Genomic DNA, 16,942 nt, shown 5'->3' with positions numbered 1-16,942 from the left:
GTCTTTTTTAGTTCCACTTAAATCGAGTTTGACTTTGATATTGATTCGATGTTACCTCAAGTATTAATGGAATGCGTTGTTTAAGTTCACTAACGTGAGATATGATACCAACCATCCTGCCTGAAGTTTTTAATTTAACCAAAGTATCTAGAGCAGTTTCTAATGTTTCTTGATCTAACGTACCAAAGCCTTCATCTATAAACATCGACTCAAGGGTAATACCACCAGATTCTTGTTGAACCACTTCACTCAATCCTAGCGCTAAAGCTAGAGATGCTTGGAACGTTTCACCACCTGATAATGAACTAATATGTCTAGATTTATTTGAATGAAAATCAAACACTTCAATTTCTAAACCACTATAACCATGAGATATAGATTCTCTTCTTTTTAGCTGATATCTTTCCCCACTCATACGTTCTAAACGAATATTTGCTTGATGGATGATTCGTTCTAAGTAATAAACAAGCACATAGTTTTCAAGCGTCAATTTTTTACTATTTTTTCCTGATAGTACCTCTGATAATTCAAAAATTTCTTGTTGTTCTTTTAATTCTTTCTCTAAATAATTTATATAATCCATTATACTATTAAATTTGTCTTTATTTTTCTGTACTTGATATTGAATTGTAGCACTCGCTTCAACGTACTTATTATAGTTGGATTCAATTTCAGTTTTTGTAGCTTCCAATTTTTCAACCAATTCAGGTTTATTGTCTTTTGTAAGTTGAGATAGTCGTTCAATCTCTAAAGTAAGTTTTTGATGATCATGCTCATATTGCTGAATTTTCATTTCAATTTGCTCTTTGTTGTCTAACTTAGATAATAAAATTTCAACATCTTTGTATGAATTTAGTCCAATTCGCTTCATTTCTTGATTAATTTCATCGCTATGACCACTAATTTCTTGTTCAAGTTCTTTAATAACTAATTGATTATTGTTTAAATTATTTGTTTCGATTTCAATTTGTTGTTTTGTTTGATTTATTTCTTTCTCTAATACTTCGTTCTTAGATACATAATCAGTTACTATTTGTTCATATTGCTTAAAGCACTGTTCAAATTTATTAGTTTCATCATAATTAGTGTAGCTTTTAAATTCTTTTATTAGTGTTTCAAATTGATGCTTCAATGATAAAAGTTTTTCATGCTTAATTTGTAAGCTATGATTAATATCTTTATGCTTATCTAGTGCACTTTTAAACTTTTCACGTTGCTTAATTTGAATTTGTAGTTTTTCTTTTTCCTTATTTTTAGTTCTTAATTGTTGTTCTATTTCGTCTATATCACTAATTTCATCATCATTTATTTCTAACTCACTCATTTGATTACTAATATAATCAGAAGTGGTTTCAAGTTTAGTTAACTCATTTATTTTTTTATTTAACTGATTATTAACTTCTTTTATTAAATTTTGATTCTTAGCAATTTCATCAAAATTAATATGTTCATTGAGAGACTCAATTTCATTACCACATATAGGACATGTATCTCCAACATGAAGTGCATTTTGAATTTCTTGAACAAATGTTTGTTTATCATTTAAATCAATATTTGACTTGTCTATATTTTCTAATTGAAGTTTTAAATCTGAAATTTGTTCTTTAGTCTTTTTTATACTTTTCTCTGTTTTGTTGTATTTTTGACTTAAAGATTGGTATTTTTCCTTATTTTCTCTCAAAGCCACTTTCTTATCAAAAGTGTTTTTTAATTGGAATATCTCCTGGGTTATTTCGTCAACATTCTCGTTATTTACATCTATTTTAGCTATATCATTATTTAATTTATCAATTAAATTCTTATTTTCTTCTTGCTTTTGATTATTCTCTTTTAAGTATGTTTCATTTTGTTTAATTTCGTTAAAAGCTTCACGATACTTATTTATGTTTGTATAAAACTGTTTAGTTTTATCAATATATATAGACTTAATGTTAATATCTTCTGATTGTACATTTAAAATTTCTTTTTCTTTCTTAAATTTCTCTAATTTATCATTAAGTTCATGTAACTCTTCAATAATAGAATTTAGCTTAACCTTAGTATTTTCATATTTTTGTTCTTTTGCGTTTCTTTGATTATACAATTGACTCAAGGGTTTAATTTCCATAATTTTACGTAATTCAGCTTTTAATTTTTCAATACTAACTTTGTTTTTTTCTAGTTGCACTTTCTTATTTTTATTTCGATCAAGTTCTTTAAGTGATTCTATTAATTTATTGTTTTCTTCAATTTTTCTTTTAATAGCTTCAAGCGCATCATGGTGTTCAGATTTTAATTGTTCATATTTTTCATTTAAGTGTTGACCTACTTGTTCGAACTGAGGTATTGCATTAATAATGTCTTTGGTTTGCATACTATTCAAAGATTTAAATTGAATTAATTCATCATTCTCAAATGTTTCAATATCTTCCCAAAGTATTTGAATCTGACTATAACGTGATTCTATTTGCTTCTTCTCGTCTTTAACTTGATTTAACAATAAATTTTGCATCTCTTCAAAACGGATACTATTGAATAATGTTCTTAAAATACTTTGTTTATCGGAACTATTAGATACTAAAAATTTCTTAAATTCTCCTTGAGGTAATATGAATAATTGTCTGAATTGTTCAGCGTTGATACCTAACAAATCTTTGATAAAACCATTACCAGAGCTGATTTTACTCTCTCGTAGTTCGTAAAGCTGACTTTCTTCATCAAATTCAAAAACATCAAGTTTACCAGGTGTTAAAGAAGTATTCCCCTCTTTAATAAATCCAGCCTGTCTAGATATTTTAAATTTTTTATCGTTAATTTTAAATTCATATTCTACACTCATCGGAGATTTACCATCAGCAAAATGACTTCGTAATTCTCCCTCATTTCTACCTTCTGTAGAAGCCTTACCAAATAGAGCATAAACAATGCCATCAAATAACATAGTTTTTCCCGAACCAGTTTTTCCACTAATTAAAAATAACTGTTCATTATTTATTTGTTCAAAATCAATAACTTCATGTATGAAAGGTCCAAAATTATTAAGTATTAATTTAGTTGGTCTCAATTATTTAATCCTCCCTATTGATAACTTGATTTAATAATTGAAGTATTTTCTTCTCTTGATAGTTTGTTAAATCTTCATCTGTAATTGTTTTGTAGAAATTTTTAATTATTGTAGGATCATCTGTAGTTTTAAAATCTGCGTACGTTGATTTATTATGATTTTCAAAAGTGATATTACTAAGCGAAAGTGTATTTGGGTATATCTGTTTAAGGTGGATGATAGGGTCCGTGACATGAGACATATTTTTAAGTTTGAAGTGAAAATAATTGTCCTTATTTTTCACAGGAACGTCACCTTGTATAACAGACGAGTAGTCACCTTCAATTTGCTCTAACTCTCTTAAAGGTTTTAATTGTACAAACTTAGTATTTATGTCATTTTTTGAACTAATCATTAATTTTTTGTATCCTTTGGCCTGGTTCACTTCAGAAAATGAGTATTGTAATAACGAACCACTGTAATCAACAATATTATCTGTAATACTAAAAGGATGATGAAGATGTCCTAATAGTACTTTGTCAAAAATTTGGAAGTTAGCGCTTTCTACACTTTCAACGGATCCAATTGTAAGTGGCCTTTCAGATTCTGATGTTTTACCACCTTTTATGGTTAAATGGCCAATTAAAATATTAATTTGATTAGGGTCTATAATCTTCGAAATGTGGTTAATACACTTTTGGGTTGCTTGCTCATATGTCTTGATATCATCATCATTAAAGTAAGCCTTAATTTCACTAATAGTGGCAAAAGGAAGTGTGTAAAAGTTAATATTATTAATAGTTATAGGTGTAGACATTAATTCTAGTTGCGTTCTAATATATAATTGTGAAAACTCAAACCATGTTGACCCATAATTTAATCTTTCTCTACCATCATGATTTCCATTGGTTATAATTGTAGGAATTTTCATATTTACATTTATAGTTTTAATCGTTTCTTCAAAAAGTCTAATGGTCTCCTTACTAGGATAAGACGTATCGTATATATCACCCGAAATAACCAGAACATCTGGTTTCTCTTCCTTCAAATTATCAATAAATTTGTTCAATATGTAATGTTGATCTTCTAAAAATTGCTTACCATTTAAAATCTTACCTAAATGCCAATCAGCAGTGTGAATAACCTTCATAATGACCTCCCTTTAGAACGTTTGTTCGTATATATTATATCTTGAATCACACTATTGTTCAAACTAAAAAAGATGGAACAATGATTAATTTAAATTCATTGTCCCACCTATGTTATTGAGCAGCTATTAATAACCCCAACTTGCATTACTTGTAGAATTTCTTATTTTGAAATCCTCTTTGTTGGGGCCCCAACCCCAACTTGCATTACTTGTAGAATTTCTTATTTTGAAATCCTCTTTGTTGGGGCCCCAACCCCAACTTGCATTACTTGTAGAATTTCTTATTTTGAAATCCTCTTTGTTGGGGCCCCAACCCCAACTTGCATTACTTGTAGAATTTCTTATTTTGAAATCCTCTTTGTTGGGGCCCCAACCCCAACTTGCATTACTTGTAGAATTTCTTATTTTGAAATTCTCTTTGTTGGGGCCCCGCTCAGCCCGGCAAGGTTGAATCGAATTAAAAAAGCTTGTTACAAGTGTATTTTTAATTCATTCAACTACTTCCAATATGTAATTATAGCCTGAGATATTAATTTATGTCCCAGGCTCTACTAAAATTTTCAAAGTAATTTAAAATACATCATTTTTTAAATCATTATTCAATTATTTGACAGTTGACCTTTTCAACTTTTTATATTTATATAACATTGCTAATCTCCAAGGAACAATCATGCTAAACGCAAGTAAGAAGAACATGCCGCCAATTTCACCAGGATCAATTTTACTACTGATAAATATTTTAATTAAAGTGCGTATAATTAATAAGGAAATTAAAATGATTGGAAATGCTTTTGAGCGCTTCATATAAATTTCAGTACCGTGTACCTCAAAGTGACTTGTCCATATAAGAACAGTTGAGAATAAGACACCTAGAATAATCGACTCTAAAATTTCAGTACCAGTCAATCTAAAGTACGGAATCACATACATCAACGCGCCTGTAGCCATGAAAAATGGTGGTAATATAATTTTCTTTTCATTAACAGGAAAGTTTTGAGCTTTCATTCGAATAAAAATTACTACTATACCCATAAATAAAGCAAATACAACAGAAAAAATTAAATACGCCAACATTACACCTTCTTATATATTCATAAACTCTTACTCTTTATTACTCATTGTATGTTATTTACATTATTAAATATTTTTCTTTTTTAATAACACTAAAGTTGTTTTACTACAAAAATAAAGGATTGTAAACCTTAAAGGTACTACAATCCATTTAAAAATTATTTTTTTGAACTTTTCATGTTTTGATCCATGTTTTTATTCATCATTGTCATCATTTGATTGATTTTCTTTTGCGATGGTTTTTGACCCATTTGCATCATCATCATTCGTAACATTTCTTCATTAATAGGTGGGTTTTTTTTCAAATAATCCATCATATATTTACGTGCTAAAAAGAAACCACCAACTAGTCCACCGATAAGCGCTACAATGATTAATAAAATTGCTAACCATGTTGCCATTGTTTCACCCACTTTCTATATCCTACTGAATTTTACTAAATTACTATTCTATTTTCAAGAGCTAGTTAGTAATTCTGCATCCATCTGTTATCATAACAAATACTTAAACAAATGTAATACTTATTTTTAGTTAACTTAAAAATTATTTTGTATTGCTCATTCAAATTAAAGAAGACTTTCCAATGAAAGCCTTCTCAGTTCTCTAATTTCTTATCTAATATTAAAATGTGCGAATTTGATTTAATACATTTTCTTTAGTGAAACCATATTTTTCTACGACTAAGTCGCCAGGTGCACTTGCACCAAATTGGTCAATACCTATCACTTTACCTTCAGTGCCTACATATTTGTGCCAACCTAATGGAGATGCCATTTCAATTGCAACACGTTTAGTAATTTCTTTAGGAATTACAGACTCTTTATATTCTTCTGATTGTTGTTCAAAAGCAAACCAGTTAGGCATTGATACTACTCGTACACCTTTACCTTGTTTATCTAAATCTTTAGCTGCTTCAATTGCTAAGCTAACTTCTGAACCAGTAGCAAGTAATAGATACTCAGGTTTAGTTTCAGTTTCGAAAACCACATAAGCACCTTTACGAACACCTTGTTCAACTGTCTCTTCATCTACATCTAAATATGGTAAATTTTGACGAGTTAATACTAAAGAAGTTGGTGTTTGTTCTGATTCAAGAGCTACTTCCCATGCTACTCTTGTTTCATTTCCATCAGCTGGACGAATGACATTCATATTTGGTATTGATCTTAAGCCCGCTAATTGTTCAATTGGCTCATGAGTAGGTCCATCTTCACCTACAGCGATTGAATCATGTGTGAAGATAAATGTTGAATTTAATCCCATGATAGCTGATAAACGCAACGCTGGTTTTAAGTAGTCACTAAATACAAAGAATGTTGCACCATAAGGGTGTAGTCCACCGTGTGCTGCCATACCATTTACAGCTGCCCCCATTGCGAACTCACGTACACCAAACCATATATTTTTACCTTCAGGTGTATTTCTATCATAATCAGTCGCTTCTTTAACGTTAGATTTGTTAGAACCAGCTAAGTCAGCAGAACCACCAAAGAATGACGGAACTGATTTACTTAATGCTTGAATTACTTCACCTGAATCAGCACGTGTTGCTGCATTATGATCGCTATCAAAGCGTGGTAACTCATCTCTATAGTTTTTAGGTAGTTTACCACTAATAGCTAATTTAAATTCATCTGCTAATTCTGGATATTGTTTAGAATAATTTTCTAGTAATGCTTTCCATGCATCTTCATGCTCATTTGCACGTTTTAACATAGTTGTTTGGAAAATTTCATATACTTCTTCTGGCACATTGAAACGTTTTTCAGGGTCTAAACCATATGCTTCAAAAGTTAATTTTCTCTCATCTGAACCTAGTGGTGCACCATGAACACCATTAGTACCACTCACGTTTGGAGCACCATAACCGATAATTGTTTTAACTTCAATCATGGTTGGACCATTTTGAGATTTGGCTTTAGTTATTGCTTTATCGATAGCGTCTAAATCATTACCATCTTTTACTAATATGTGATTCCAACCGTAACTTTCAAATCGTTTCTTAACATCTTCAGAGAAGGCTTTATTTAATTCGCCATCTAATGAAATATCGTTTGAATCATATAAAACAATTAGCTTATCTAATTGGTTATGGCCAGCAAATGAAGCAGCTTCATGAGAAATACCTTCCATTAAATCACCATCAGAAGCTAGCACATAAGTATAATGGTCAACAATATTGAAATCATCTTTATTAAATTTACCTGCTAAATGGTCTTCAGCTAAAGTCATACCTACAGACATAGCAAAGCCTTGTCCAAGTGGGCCAGTAGTAACTTCAACACCATCAGTATGTCTGAATTCTGGGTGTCCAGGTGTTTTAGAACCCCATTGTCTAAATTGCTTCAATTCTTCTAATTCAAGACTGCCTGAAACATGTAACAAGCTGTATAATAGCGCAGAGCCATGTCCAGCCGACAATACAAAACGGTCTCTATTAAAATAGTCTTTAGATTGAGGATTAAAATTTAAGTGGCGTGTCCATAAGGTATAAGCCATTGGTGCAGCTCCCATAGGTAATCCAGGGTGACCTGAATTAGCTTCTTCGATTGCATCAATACTTAAAGCTCTAATCGTATCAATCGCTAGTTGATCTTTCTCGTTAAACATCTTTAATACTTCCCTTCGACTTTAATCATCTTTCGTATATTATAACTTAAAAATATTGAAATTGATAATTGTTTAAACTCAACGAACTATAATCTAATATTTATTAATTTTTATTTTGTTCTTGTATCTTTTTTAATTTTTCAGGTGTCACATCATTACCTTCAGGATCTATCACCTTTGTACTCTCAATTTGTTGCTTAAACCCTTTTCTAAATGCTTCGAGGTATTTTTTACGTAATTTCGATTGCTCTTTAGCTTCAGCTTCAGTTAAACCTTGTTCCTTTTTCTTTTTAGCAAGCTCATTAATTCTATCTATATTTAAATTATCATTAGACATAACTATCACTCTTTCTATATTCCCATTAATATTTTCTCTTTTACTTCATAGAATATAACAAAAAAGAGGTCTAGACAAAAGCTATTAACATTTAAATAGCTTTGACAGACCTCAAATTTATAATTATCTTACAAACGCGAACACTTTGTAGTCATTTTGTTCCCCATTTGTAGTATTTACGTTCTTATTGTCATCTTTAATAATTGCCTTTTTAGAAATAGTATGGTCAGTTATTTCGTACGTTTGTTCCATTTGAGCGTTATGATATAAATTCATGAAAAATACTATAAAAACAACACAAGATATTGATACAACAGCTATATTAGTTAATAATTTATTTTTATATTTATTAAACATTACTTTCACCTCTAGAACATTTGTTTGTATACATACTTTATCAGAACACCTGTTCTTAGTCAACATAAAAACGAACAAATGTTTGTTCAATATTTAAATCAGTGCTATAATATAGTTAAATAAAATTAGGGAGTGCCTATATATGAGAGAATTAACTAAACGTCAAAGTGAAATATACGATTATATTAAACATGTAGTACAAACTAAAGGATATCCACCAAGCGTACGAGAAATTGGTGAAGCAATAGGGTTAGCGTCAAGTTCAACTGTTCATGGTCATTTATCTAGACTAGAAGAAAAAGGATATATTAAACGAGACCCTACGAAACCGAGAGCCATTGAAATTGTTAGCGAACAAACAAACGATGCAGTTAATATGGAGGAAACAATTTATGTTCCTGTAATTGGTAAAGTTACTGCCGGAATTCCGATTACTGCAGTTGAAAATATTGAGGAATATTTCCCTTTACCAGAACACTTAACATCAACTCACAATAGTGATATCTTTATTTTAAATGTCGTGGGTGAAAGTATGATTGAGGCAGGTATTTTAGATGGAGATAAAGTTATAGTTAGAAGCCAAACCATTGCTGAAAATGGGGACATCATTGTTGCGATGACTGAAGATGATGAAGCAACAGTTAAACGCTTCTATAAAGAAAAAACACGTTATAGATTACAACCTGAAAATAGTACAATGAATCCTATTTATCTTGATAACGTTACTGTTATCGGTAAAGTTATTGGTTTATACAGAGAACTGTAGTTTTAATTTCTAAAATTTACGTTAACCTCTCTCTTATATATTTCTATATACAAAGAACTAGCAAAGTCTACAATGTAAACTTTGCTAGTTCTTTTGTTTTTCATTTTTATTTAAAATTTCTTTAACCTTATCTAGAATATCTAGTTTACTAACATCTTTAGTTGTCATAATATCAACTTCCTTATCAACTAAAAGATACCCTTAATAAGTCGCATTAAAACACTTAACCCGTATAATTTTCTGTCCAATATGGTTGTCGTTTGTCATTAAAATCAACGCCTACGCCTAGCGTACTGAAATTTGTATTCAATATATTTTTTCTATGACCAAGTGAATTCATTAAGCCCTCATGAGCAAATATACTATTTTGTTGCCCATACGCTAAATTTTCAGCTGCCGCATTGAAATCAATGTCATCATCTTTTAATCGATCAAAAGGAGATTCACCATCTAAATTGTTATGATCAAAGTAATTTTGTTTTACCATGTCTTCACTATGATTTCTTGCTGTATTGGACACATTTTTCGAGTAACTAAGTGTATTCAACCCATGCTGTTTACGCTCAGAATTAACTAAATCATAATTTTGATATTCAAAGCTTTGTTCTAATGTTGAAGATGGTGCACCGTAATGTTGAGTCAACCTTTTTTCCATGGCGTCACTAACTTGAAGTAATGCAGTAACTCCATTGTCATTATGTTTATCATAAAAAACAGTTGTATAAATATTATCTTCATGGAAAACATCATACTCATCGCTACTTATATCAACACGGTATCTACCTTTAACAATTTCCTTTAAAGGTTTACCAAGTCTATCCTCAACAACATTTTTAGGGGTGTTATATTTCACCTTAGATTTAGATGTAATAACATTTTGATTACTATATAAAGCATTGACTTTATTTCCTAAATAGCTAACCATTATGAAATTATCGTAATCATTATTGTAATAGGTATACCATTTAGTGCCATATTCATTAGATGTTACTCTTTTAGGTTTCCCCAATTGATTTTCAACTTTGTCTTTAGACATATTCATCTGAATATTATTAATAGCAAAGTCCTGTTTTGTAGGTGTTTTGAGCGAATTGCTTTTTAAACTCGAATCTTGATTCATAACTTGCTGAACTTTACTTCTTACGTCATTCTGAAATTTTACTAGTGCTTGATTTTCCTTTAATGGTATGAATAAAGCTACAACTAATAACACCAAAGAAAATAAAAGAAATTTTTTAATAACATACACCTACCACTCAAGTTTTAATCCTTATCCCCATTAAAAATTGAATTTCGCACTATAACATAATCGACAGTAGTTAATGATTTTAAATCTTTTCCACCTGCATATGAAATCGAGCTTTGTAAGTCTTGTTGCATTTCAACTAAAGTATCTTTTAATGATCCTTTATGTTCAACAAACATTTTTTTACCTTCAACATTCTTGTGTTCACCTTTTTGGAATTCAGATGCACTACCAAAATACTCTTTATAACGTTTGCCGTCTAATTCAACAGTTTCACCTGGTGATTCTTCATGAGCCGCAAATAGAGATCCTATCATTACCATGCTTGCACCAAATCGAATTGATTTAGCAATATCGCCATGTGTTCTTAAGCCACCATCAGCGATTATAGGTTTACGCGCTGCTTTACTACAAATATTTAATGCTGCTAATTGCCAACCACCAGTGCCAAAACCAGTTTTTATTTTTGTGATACAAACTCTACCTGGTCCAATACCAACTTTAGTTGCATCTGCACCTGCGTTTTCAAGTTCTCTAACACCTTCTGGCGTACCAACATTTCCAGCAATTACAAATGTTTTTGGAATATATTTTTTTATGTGTTTAATCATTTTAATAACTGAATCTGAATGACCATGAGCTATATCAATCGTAATATATTCAGGAACTAATTGTTTGTCAGCTAATTCTTCAATAAACTTAAATTCATTTGCTTTAACACCTACAGAAACAGAAGCAAACAATCCGTCTTTTTGCATGTTTTGAATAAATGGAATACGAGCTGCTTCGTCAAATCGATGCATAATATAAAAATAATCATTTTTAGCGAACCAATGCGCTAATTCTTCACTCATAACAGTTTGCATATTCGCTGGCACAACAGGTAACTTAAACGTTTTAGGTCCAAATTGAACAGTTGTATCACATTCCGAACGACTTTCAACTATACATTTATTTGGAATTAATTGAATATCTTCATAATCAAAAATTTTCATACTTTTTAGCCCCTATACAATCATATTTATTAAGTAAAAACGAACGTTTAGTATATTAAATATAAAAATCATTCATTTTCTCACCCTTATATACTTTACAATTTTTTAATTGTCTTGTAAATGGACTAAAGTACTAGATTTGTATTTTACCAACTTGATTTTTTAACGCCCGGGATTTGTCCTTTGTGTGCATGTTCTCTAAAAGCAATTCTAGACATTTCAAATTTTCTTAATACACCTCTTGGACGTCCTGTTACTTTACATCTGCGAGTTAAACGCGTTGGTGAAGAATCACGTGGCAACTTACGTAATGCCTCATAATCTCCTTTAGCTTTTAATTCTTTGCGTAATTCATAATATTGATTAACTAATTTTTCTCTTTTCATTTCTTTAGCAATTTTAGATTTTTTTGCCATATATATCACTCCTGTTATTTTTAAATCGTAATAATTACGTTTTATATAATAACACATGATTTTAAATTTACAAGGCTGATGACTTAATTTCATTTAAATAATTAAAAAACCGAAGTATAAGATTATTATACTTCGGCAAGTTCTTACTTTATCTTTAATGTCGTATTTAAAAGATAAGAGATTATTTAGTTTCACGGTGTAGCGTGTATTTATTTAATCTTGGGCAATATTTTTTCATTTCAATACGCTCAGGATTATTACGTTTATTTTTAGTAGTAATATAATTACGATCGCCACATTCTGTGCAAGCTAATGTTACATTAACGCGCATAATTAACATCCTTTCTCATTTAACTAGGAATACTTACGATTTAAAATTTTACCATATTAAAATGCTCAACGCAATCTAATTTTTTAGTACTATTTAAAATTCTCGTAAGTTTCGTCGTTAGTACCTTCTAAATCAACATCATTAATATCGATTTCTAATGCTTTGGCAACACCTTTACCATATTCTGGATCAGCTTTATAACAATGACGAATGTGTCTATGTTTAACGTCTTCACTCACACCATCCATCGCATTTGCTGTGTTAGTAAAGATTCTTTCTTTGGCATCATCAGATTGTAAACGGAATAATTTACCAGGTTGTTCAAAGTAATTATCATCATCTTGTCTTTGATTGTACTCATAACCGTCTCCATCTACTGGGAATGCTGGTTTTTTATATTCAGGTTGTGATTGGTAAACACCTTTATTATTTGGATAATAATGAGGTCCACCACCTTGATTTCCATCAAGGAATCTCATTTGACCATCACGACTGAATGGACACATATTTTCAATGCCAACACCTTTAGGTTGGTTAACAGGAATTTGCCAATGATTGACACCTAATCTATAACGTTGCGCATCACCATATGAGAATAGACGTCCTTGTAACATTTTATCTGGTGAGAAGTCTAGACCAGGAATAATGTTTGTTGGAGCGAAAGCAGCTTGTTCAACATCCATGAAATAATTCTCTGGGTTTCTATTTAGCTCAAATTCACCCACTTCAATTAATGGGAAATCACCTTTATACCAAACTTTAGTTAAATCAAACGGATTATCTGGATGATTTTTAGCTTGCTCCTCAGTCATAACTTGGATATACATTTTCCATTTTGGATAATTGCCATTTTCAATTGCATCGTATAGGTCACGTTGTGATGATTCTCTATCTTGACCTACAATTTCAGCCGCTTCATCATCTGTGTAGTTTTCGATGCCCTGTTGAGTTCTGAAATGATATTTAACCCAAACACGTTCACCCTCGTCATTGTACATAGAATACGTATGTGAACCGAAGCCATGCATATGACGGAAGTCTTTTGGCATACCTCTATCTGACATTAAAATTGTAACTTGGTGAAGTGCCTCTGGTACGCCAGTCCAGAAATCCCAGTTATTTTGAGGACTTCTCATATTAGTACGTGGGTCTCTTTTAACAGCACGGTTTAAACTAACAAACAACTTAGGATCTCTAAAGAAGAACACGGGTGTGTTGTTACCTACTAAGTCCCAGTTACCTTCTTCTGTATAGAATTTAAGTGCAAATCCACGGATATCTCTCTCTAAGTCAGCTGCCCCACGTTCACCGGCAACTGTTGAAAATCGTGCAAACATTTCTGTTTGTTTACCTACTTCTGAAAAAATTTTAGCATTTGTATATTTCGTAATATCATTTGTTACTGTAAATGTACCAAATGCACCTGAACCTTTAGCGTGCATACGACGTTCAGGAATTACTTCACGATCAAAATGAGACATTTGTTCTAAAAAGTATACATCTTGCATTAATAATGGACCTCTCGGACCAGCTGTCATACTATTTTCTCTATCTGAAACAGGGTGCCCAAACAAACCAGTTAATCTTTTATCATCTTTCGCCATAGTTAATTCTCCTTCCACTTATTTATAATTATTATAATTTAGAATCTACTATAATTAAAGCCATAACCCCTATAATTAAAGCATTTTTTTAAAAAAACCTGCAAAGTATCAGAAAATTTAAAATTTTCAAGCTAAATTGTTTAAAAGTTATTGAATACTGTCCCCAAAAAGATTAAAATGGTTTGTATATTTAAATTTTAGAATTAGGAGACATCATATGGAAGATAACAATATGAAAAGAGGTCTTAACTCAAGACACATATCTATGATTGCTATAGGTGGCGCAATTGGTACAGGGCTCTTTGTAGCAACAGGTAGTGTTGTTGCTCAAGCTGGTCCTGGGGGCGCTATATTAGCCTATTTATTAATTGGCATAATGCTTTACTTTTTAATGTCTTCAATTGGAGAGTTGGCAACATTTTATCCAGTTTCAGGATCATTCAGTTCATACGCAACGCGATTTGTAGACCCTTCTCTAGGTTTTACAATGGGATGGTTATATTACATTATGTGGACACTAGTTTCCAGTGTAGATGTTATGGTTGCTTCAAACGTATTGTATTATTGGGATGTATTTAAATTCTTTAGTCCACTTACTTGGAGTTTAATCTTTATCACTATTGTATTTTTATTAAACATCTTCACGGTTAAAGCTTTTGGAGAAACTGAATTTTGGTTATCACTAATTAAGGTTGTAACTATTATTATATTTATTATTGTTGGTTTCTTGATGATCTTCGGTATATTAGGTGGCCATTCTTATGGCTTTGAAAATTATACTAAAGGTGAGGCACCATTCGTGGGTGGTTTATCTGGTTTCTTAGGTGTTTTACTCGTTGCAGGATTCTCAGTTGGCGGTACTGAAGTTGTAGCAGTGACTGCTGGAGAATCTGATAATCCAGAAAAAACAATGCCTAAAGCTGTTAAACAAGTTTTTTGGAGAATTTTATTATTCTATGTATTATCAATTGGTGTTATTGCAGCTATCATTCCTTATACTGACCCATTATTGTTAAATGAGAATGAATCTGTTACACAAAGTCCTTTCACAATTGTATTTGATAGAATTGGTGTTGCTTTTGCCGCTTCTGTTATTAACGCTGTTATATTGACATCATTATTATCTGCGACAAACTCAGGTGTTTATACTACTAGTAGAATGTTGTTCTCTTTAAGTGATGAAAAACAGGCACCTAAATTCTTAAGTAAGCTAAACGATAAATCTAAATTACCTTTAAGAGCATTAGTTACAACATATATTCTGATTGTAGCGATTATTATAATTGCTAATTTTTATTCAAATGCTGTTTTTAGTTTGTTAAATATTATTGGTTCATTGGTAATCATTGTTTGGGCAGCTAGTTCATGGGCACAAGTAAGATTGCGTAAAGCCATTAAACGTCAAGGTCAAGATATCAATCAACTTTTACCTTATAAATCACCATTGTACCCTCTTGGACCAATTTTAGTATTTGCAACTTTAATTTTCTTATACTTTGGTAATTCAATTGGAGATTTATTCGATGGTAATATAGGTAAATTTTTCGTTAACATTTTACCTATCATTATTTTAGGGCTCATTTTCTTAGCTCATAAATTAATAAGAAAAACGAAGTTCGTTAAATTAAATGATATGGATATCACACCACATCATTATCATAAAAATAATTAAATAATTAAATGCGAGCACTGAAAGTATAGTAAATCCTTTTTAGTGACTCGCATTTTTGGTTTCAACATATTGATATTTTCGAAAAAACAGTTATCTAGTATAATAGTAGTAAAGATAATGACTTAGAGGTGAAAGCAAGATGGTTGGTCAAACAAACTTATTTGATGATGTCATTAAGAGTGAAGAACGTTTCGTTATAGTTGTACAATCTCTAGAAGAAAAAAATGGTCAATTACTAAAACGTACATTAAGAGAGTACCCTAGTCTTGAACATGACCAAATGGAAAATTTATTTACACATTTAAAAGATGTATTTAGTACTGAACCTTTCAGTGAAAACCAGTCTGCATTTACAATTACAGTGTATACAAATTTAGATTATGCTGCTGATCAAGTTTACGCTTATGTAAAACGTTCAAAAGGAAAGCACGAATGGACACATACTGCTAAATAATAAAAAGGCATGAGGTCGAATGAATCATTCATCATGGTAATTATGATGAAATAAACAACATTCGTATTCTCATGCCTTATTTTGTATTACAAAAGTGTTTTTAAAGCTGCGGGAATACCATTAGAATCGTTATCTAACGTTATTTTGTCTGCAATAGCCTTCAGTTCCTCATTTGCATTTCCCATCGCGATAGCACAACCCACTACTTCAAACATTGATTGATCATTTAAACTATCACCAAAACAAATCACTTCAGATAATGATACATTTAATTTTTCACATAATGCTTTAATCGCATTACCTTTTGAAACATCCTTTGCCATAAATTCTAAAAAGAATGGTTTACTTGTTGTTACATCGATTTCTGAATTAAAACTTCCATGCATATCATCACGTACTTTAGCAATATTTGTTGCATAATCAACTCCCATTGCTTTTGGAACGCTATCGTTAATATAAGCTTTAATATCATCTACACGTTTCATAGGTAGCCCAGTAAGTTTTGATTCAATATCTCGATATTCATGATCACCATCATGGATAATATATCCATCTTGATATGTCAAGATTAAAAAGTTATGTTCACGACAAAAATCCACAATAAGGTCAAAATTCTTCTTAGATACACTTTGACTCACTTCTACTTCTTCTGTTGCTACTTTGATCGTTTTACCGCCGTTGTAACTGATGATATAACTATCATGGATATCTAATTGTAATTCTTTTGCAATTGGTAGCATACCTTCAGTTGGTCTTCCTGAAGCTAACACTACTTTATAGCCTTGATTTTGAATATCTATCAAGTAATTTTTAGTTTCTTTACTTACTTTATTCTCACTATTAATTAAAGTATCGTCCATGTCCATAACGATCATTTTATAATTACTCATATCTGAAGTGTACTCCTTTCA

Annotated in this window: 16 protein-coding genes; 3 read left to right on the top strand and 13 right to left on the bottom strand. The window is 31.0% G+C overall.

The genetic code is table 11. The features are described 5' to 3' along the window. Nucleotides 1-7: 7 nt before the first annotated feature. The 7 genes from sbcC to sosA all read right to left on the bottom strand — a co-directional run bounded on the left by sbcC (nucleotide 8) and on the right by sosA (nucleotide 8,547). Nucleotides 8-3,043, bottom strand: a complete 3,036-nt coding sequence (gene sbcC, locus BDW31_RS06305) for an exonuclease subunit SbcC (protein ID WP_053024689.1) — start codon at nucleotides 3,041-3,043, stop codon at nucleotides 8-10. A 4-nt stretch (nucleotides 3,044-3,047) separates the two neighbouring features. Beyond that, nucleotides 3,048-4,172: an exonuclease subunit SbcD gene (sbcD, locus tag BDW31_RS06300; RefSeq protein WP_037551344.1), complete on the bottom strand. Its 1,125-nt coding sequence runs from the start codon at nucleotides 4,170-4,172 to the stop codon at nucleotides 3,048-3,050. 603 nt (nucleotides 4,173-4,775) lie between these two features. Further along, on the bottom strand, nucleotides 4,776-5,243 hold the full coding sequence (locus tag BDW31_RS06295) for a CcdC family protein (RefSeq protein WP_033080043.1): 468 nt from the start codon (nucleotides 5,241-5,243) through the stop codon (nucleotides 4,776-4,778). A 158-nt stretch (nucleotides 5,244-5,401) separates the two neighbouring features. Then, a complete protein-coding gene (locus BDW31_RS06290; RefSeq protein WP_011275855.1) occupies nucleotides 5,402-5,644 on the bottom strand; it encodes a YneF family protein in 243 nt (80 codons plus the stop codon). Nucleotides 5,645-5,864: 220 nt separating this feature from the next. Continuing rightward, a complete protein-coding gene (gene tkt / locus BDW31_RS06285; protein ID WP_110709352.1) occupies nucleotides 5,865-7,853 on the bottom strand; it encodes a transketolase in 1,989 nt (662 codons plus the stop codon). 103 nt (nucleotides 7,854-7,956) lie between these two features. Continuing rightward, complete coding sequence (locus BDW31_RS06280) at nucleotides 7,957-8,190, bottom strand: DUF896 domain-containing protein (protein WP_016931078.1); 234 nt, start codon at nucleotides 8,188-8,190, stop codon at nucleotides 7,957-7,959. 123 nt (nucleotides 8,191-8,313) lie between these two features. Next, the gene (sosA, locus tag BDW31_RS06275) at nucleotides 8,314-8,547 is read right to left on the bottom strand and encodes a DNA damage-induced cell division inhibitor SosA (protein WP_033080041.1); all 234 of its coding nucleotides are present in this window, start codon (nucleotides 8,545-8,547) and stop codon (nucleotides 8,314-8,316) included. A gap of 142 nt (nucleotides 8,548-8,689) precedes the next feature. Here sosA and lexA point away from each other — a divergent pair, with 142 nt between their 5' ends. Continuing rightward, nucleotides 8,690-9,313 (top strand): transcriptional repressor LexA, encoded by a 624-nt coding sequence (gene lexA, locus BDW31_RS06270; RefSeq protein WP_053024687.1) that lies wholly within the window; start codon nucleotides 8,690-8,692, stop codon nucleotides 9,311-9,313. A gap of 223 nt (nucleotides 9,314-9,536) precedes the next feature. Here lexA and BDW31_RS06265 read toward each other — a convergent pair whose 3' ends face one another. The 5 genes from BDW31_RS06265 to BDW31_RS06245 form a co-directional block, all read right to left on the bottom strand. Next, nucleotides 9,537-10,562 carry a CAP domain-containing protein gene (locus BDW31_RS06265; RefSeq protein WP_033080039.1) on the bottom strand — a complete coding sequence of 342 codons (1,026 nt, stop codon included), beginning with the start codon at nucleotides 10,560-10,562 and terminating at the stop codon, nucleotides 9,537-9,539. A 14-nt stretch (nucleotides 10,563-10,576) separates the two neighbouring features. Further along, the gene (gene guaC / locus BDW31_RS06260; RefSeq protein ID WP_037551339.1) at nucleotides 10,577-11,554 is read right to left on the bottom strand and encodes a GMP reductase; all 978 of its coding nucleotides are present in this window, start codon (nucleotides 11,552-11,554) and stop codon (nucleotides 10,577-10,579) included. A gap of 146 nt (nucleotides 11,555-11,700) precedes the next feature. Continuing rightward, entirely contained in the window at nucleotides 11,701-11,970 is a 270-nt protein-coding gene (gene rpsN / locus BDW31_RS06255; protein ID WP_011275862.1) for a 30S ribosomal protein S14, read from the bottom strand. A 181-nt stretch (nucleotides 11,971-12,151) separates the two neighbouring features. Then, complete coding sequence (rpmG, locus tag BDW31_RS06250) at nucleotides 12,152-12,301, bottom strand: 50S ribosomal protein L33 (protein WP_001265708.1); 150 nt, start codon at nucleotides 12,299-12,301, stop codon at nucleotides 12,152-12,154. A gap of 89 nt (nucleotides 12,302-12,390) precedes the next feature. Further along, on the bottom strand, nucleotides 12,391-13,905 hold the full coding sequence (locus BDW31_RS06245; RefSeq protein WP_053024686.1) for a catalase: 1,515 nt from the start codon (nucleotides 13,903-13,905) through the stop codon (nucleotides 12,391-12,393). Nucleotides 13,906-14,122: 217 nt separating this feature from the next. Between BDW31_RS06245 and BDW31_RS06240 the strand changes: the two genes are divergently transcribed. Then, a complete protein-coding gene (locus BDW31_RS06240) occupies nucleotides 14,123-15,577 on the top strand; it encodes an amino acid permease (RefSeq protein WP_037551336.1) in 1,455 nt (484 codons plus the stop codon). A gap of 139 nt (nucleotides 15,578-15,716) precedes the next feature. Further along, a complete protein-coding gene (locus BDW31_RS06235) occupies nucleotides 15,717-16,031 on the top strand; it encodes a hypothetical protein (protein WP_011275865.1) in 315 nt (104 codons plus the stop codon). Nucleotides 16,032-16,117: 86 nt separating this feature from the next. On the opposite strand, the gene BDW31_RS06230 is transcribed toward BDW31_RS06235, so the two are convergent. Beyond that, on the bottom strand, nucleotides 16,118-16,921 hold the full coding sequence (locus tag BDW31_RS06230) for a Cof-type HAD-IIB family hydrolase (RefSeq protein ID WP_053024685.1): 804 nt from the start codon (nucleotides 16,919-16,921) through the stop codon (nucleotides 16,118-16,120). Nucleotides 16,922-16,942 lie beyond the last annotated feature (21 nt).

This window comes from Staphylococcus sp. AtHG25, assembly GCF_003217445.1.
GTDB lineage: Bacteria > Bacillota > Bacilli > Staphylococcales > Staphylococcaceae > Staphylococcus > Staphylococcus haemolyticus.
Note: the sequence above shows the minus strand (reverse complement) of the source record. Positions and strands in the feature narration are given on the sequence as shown.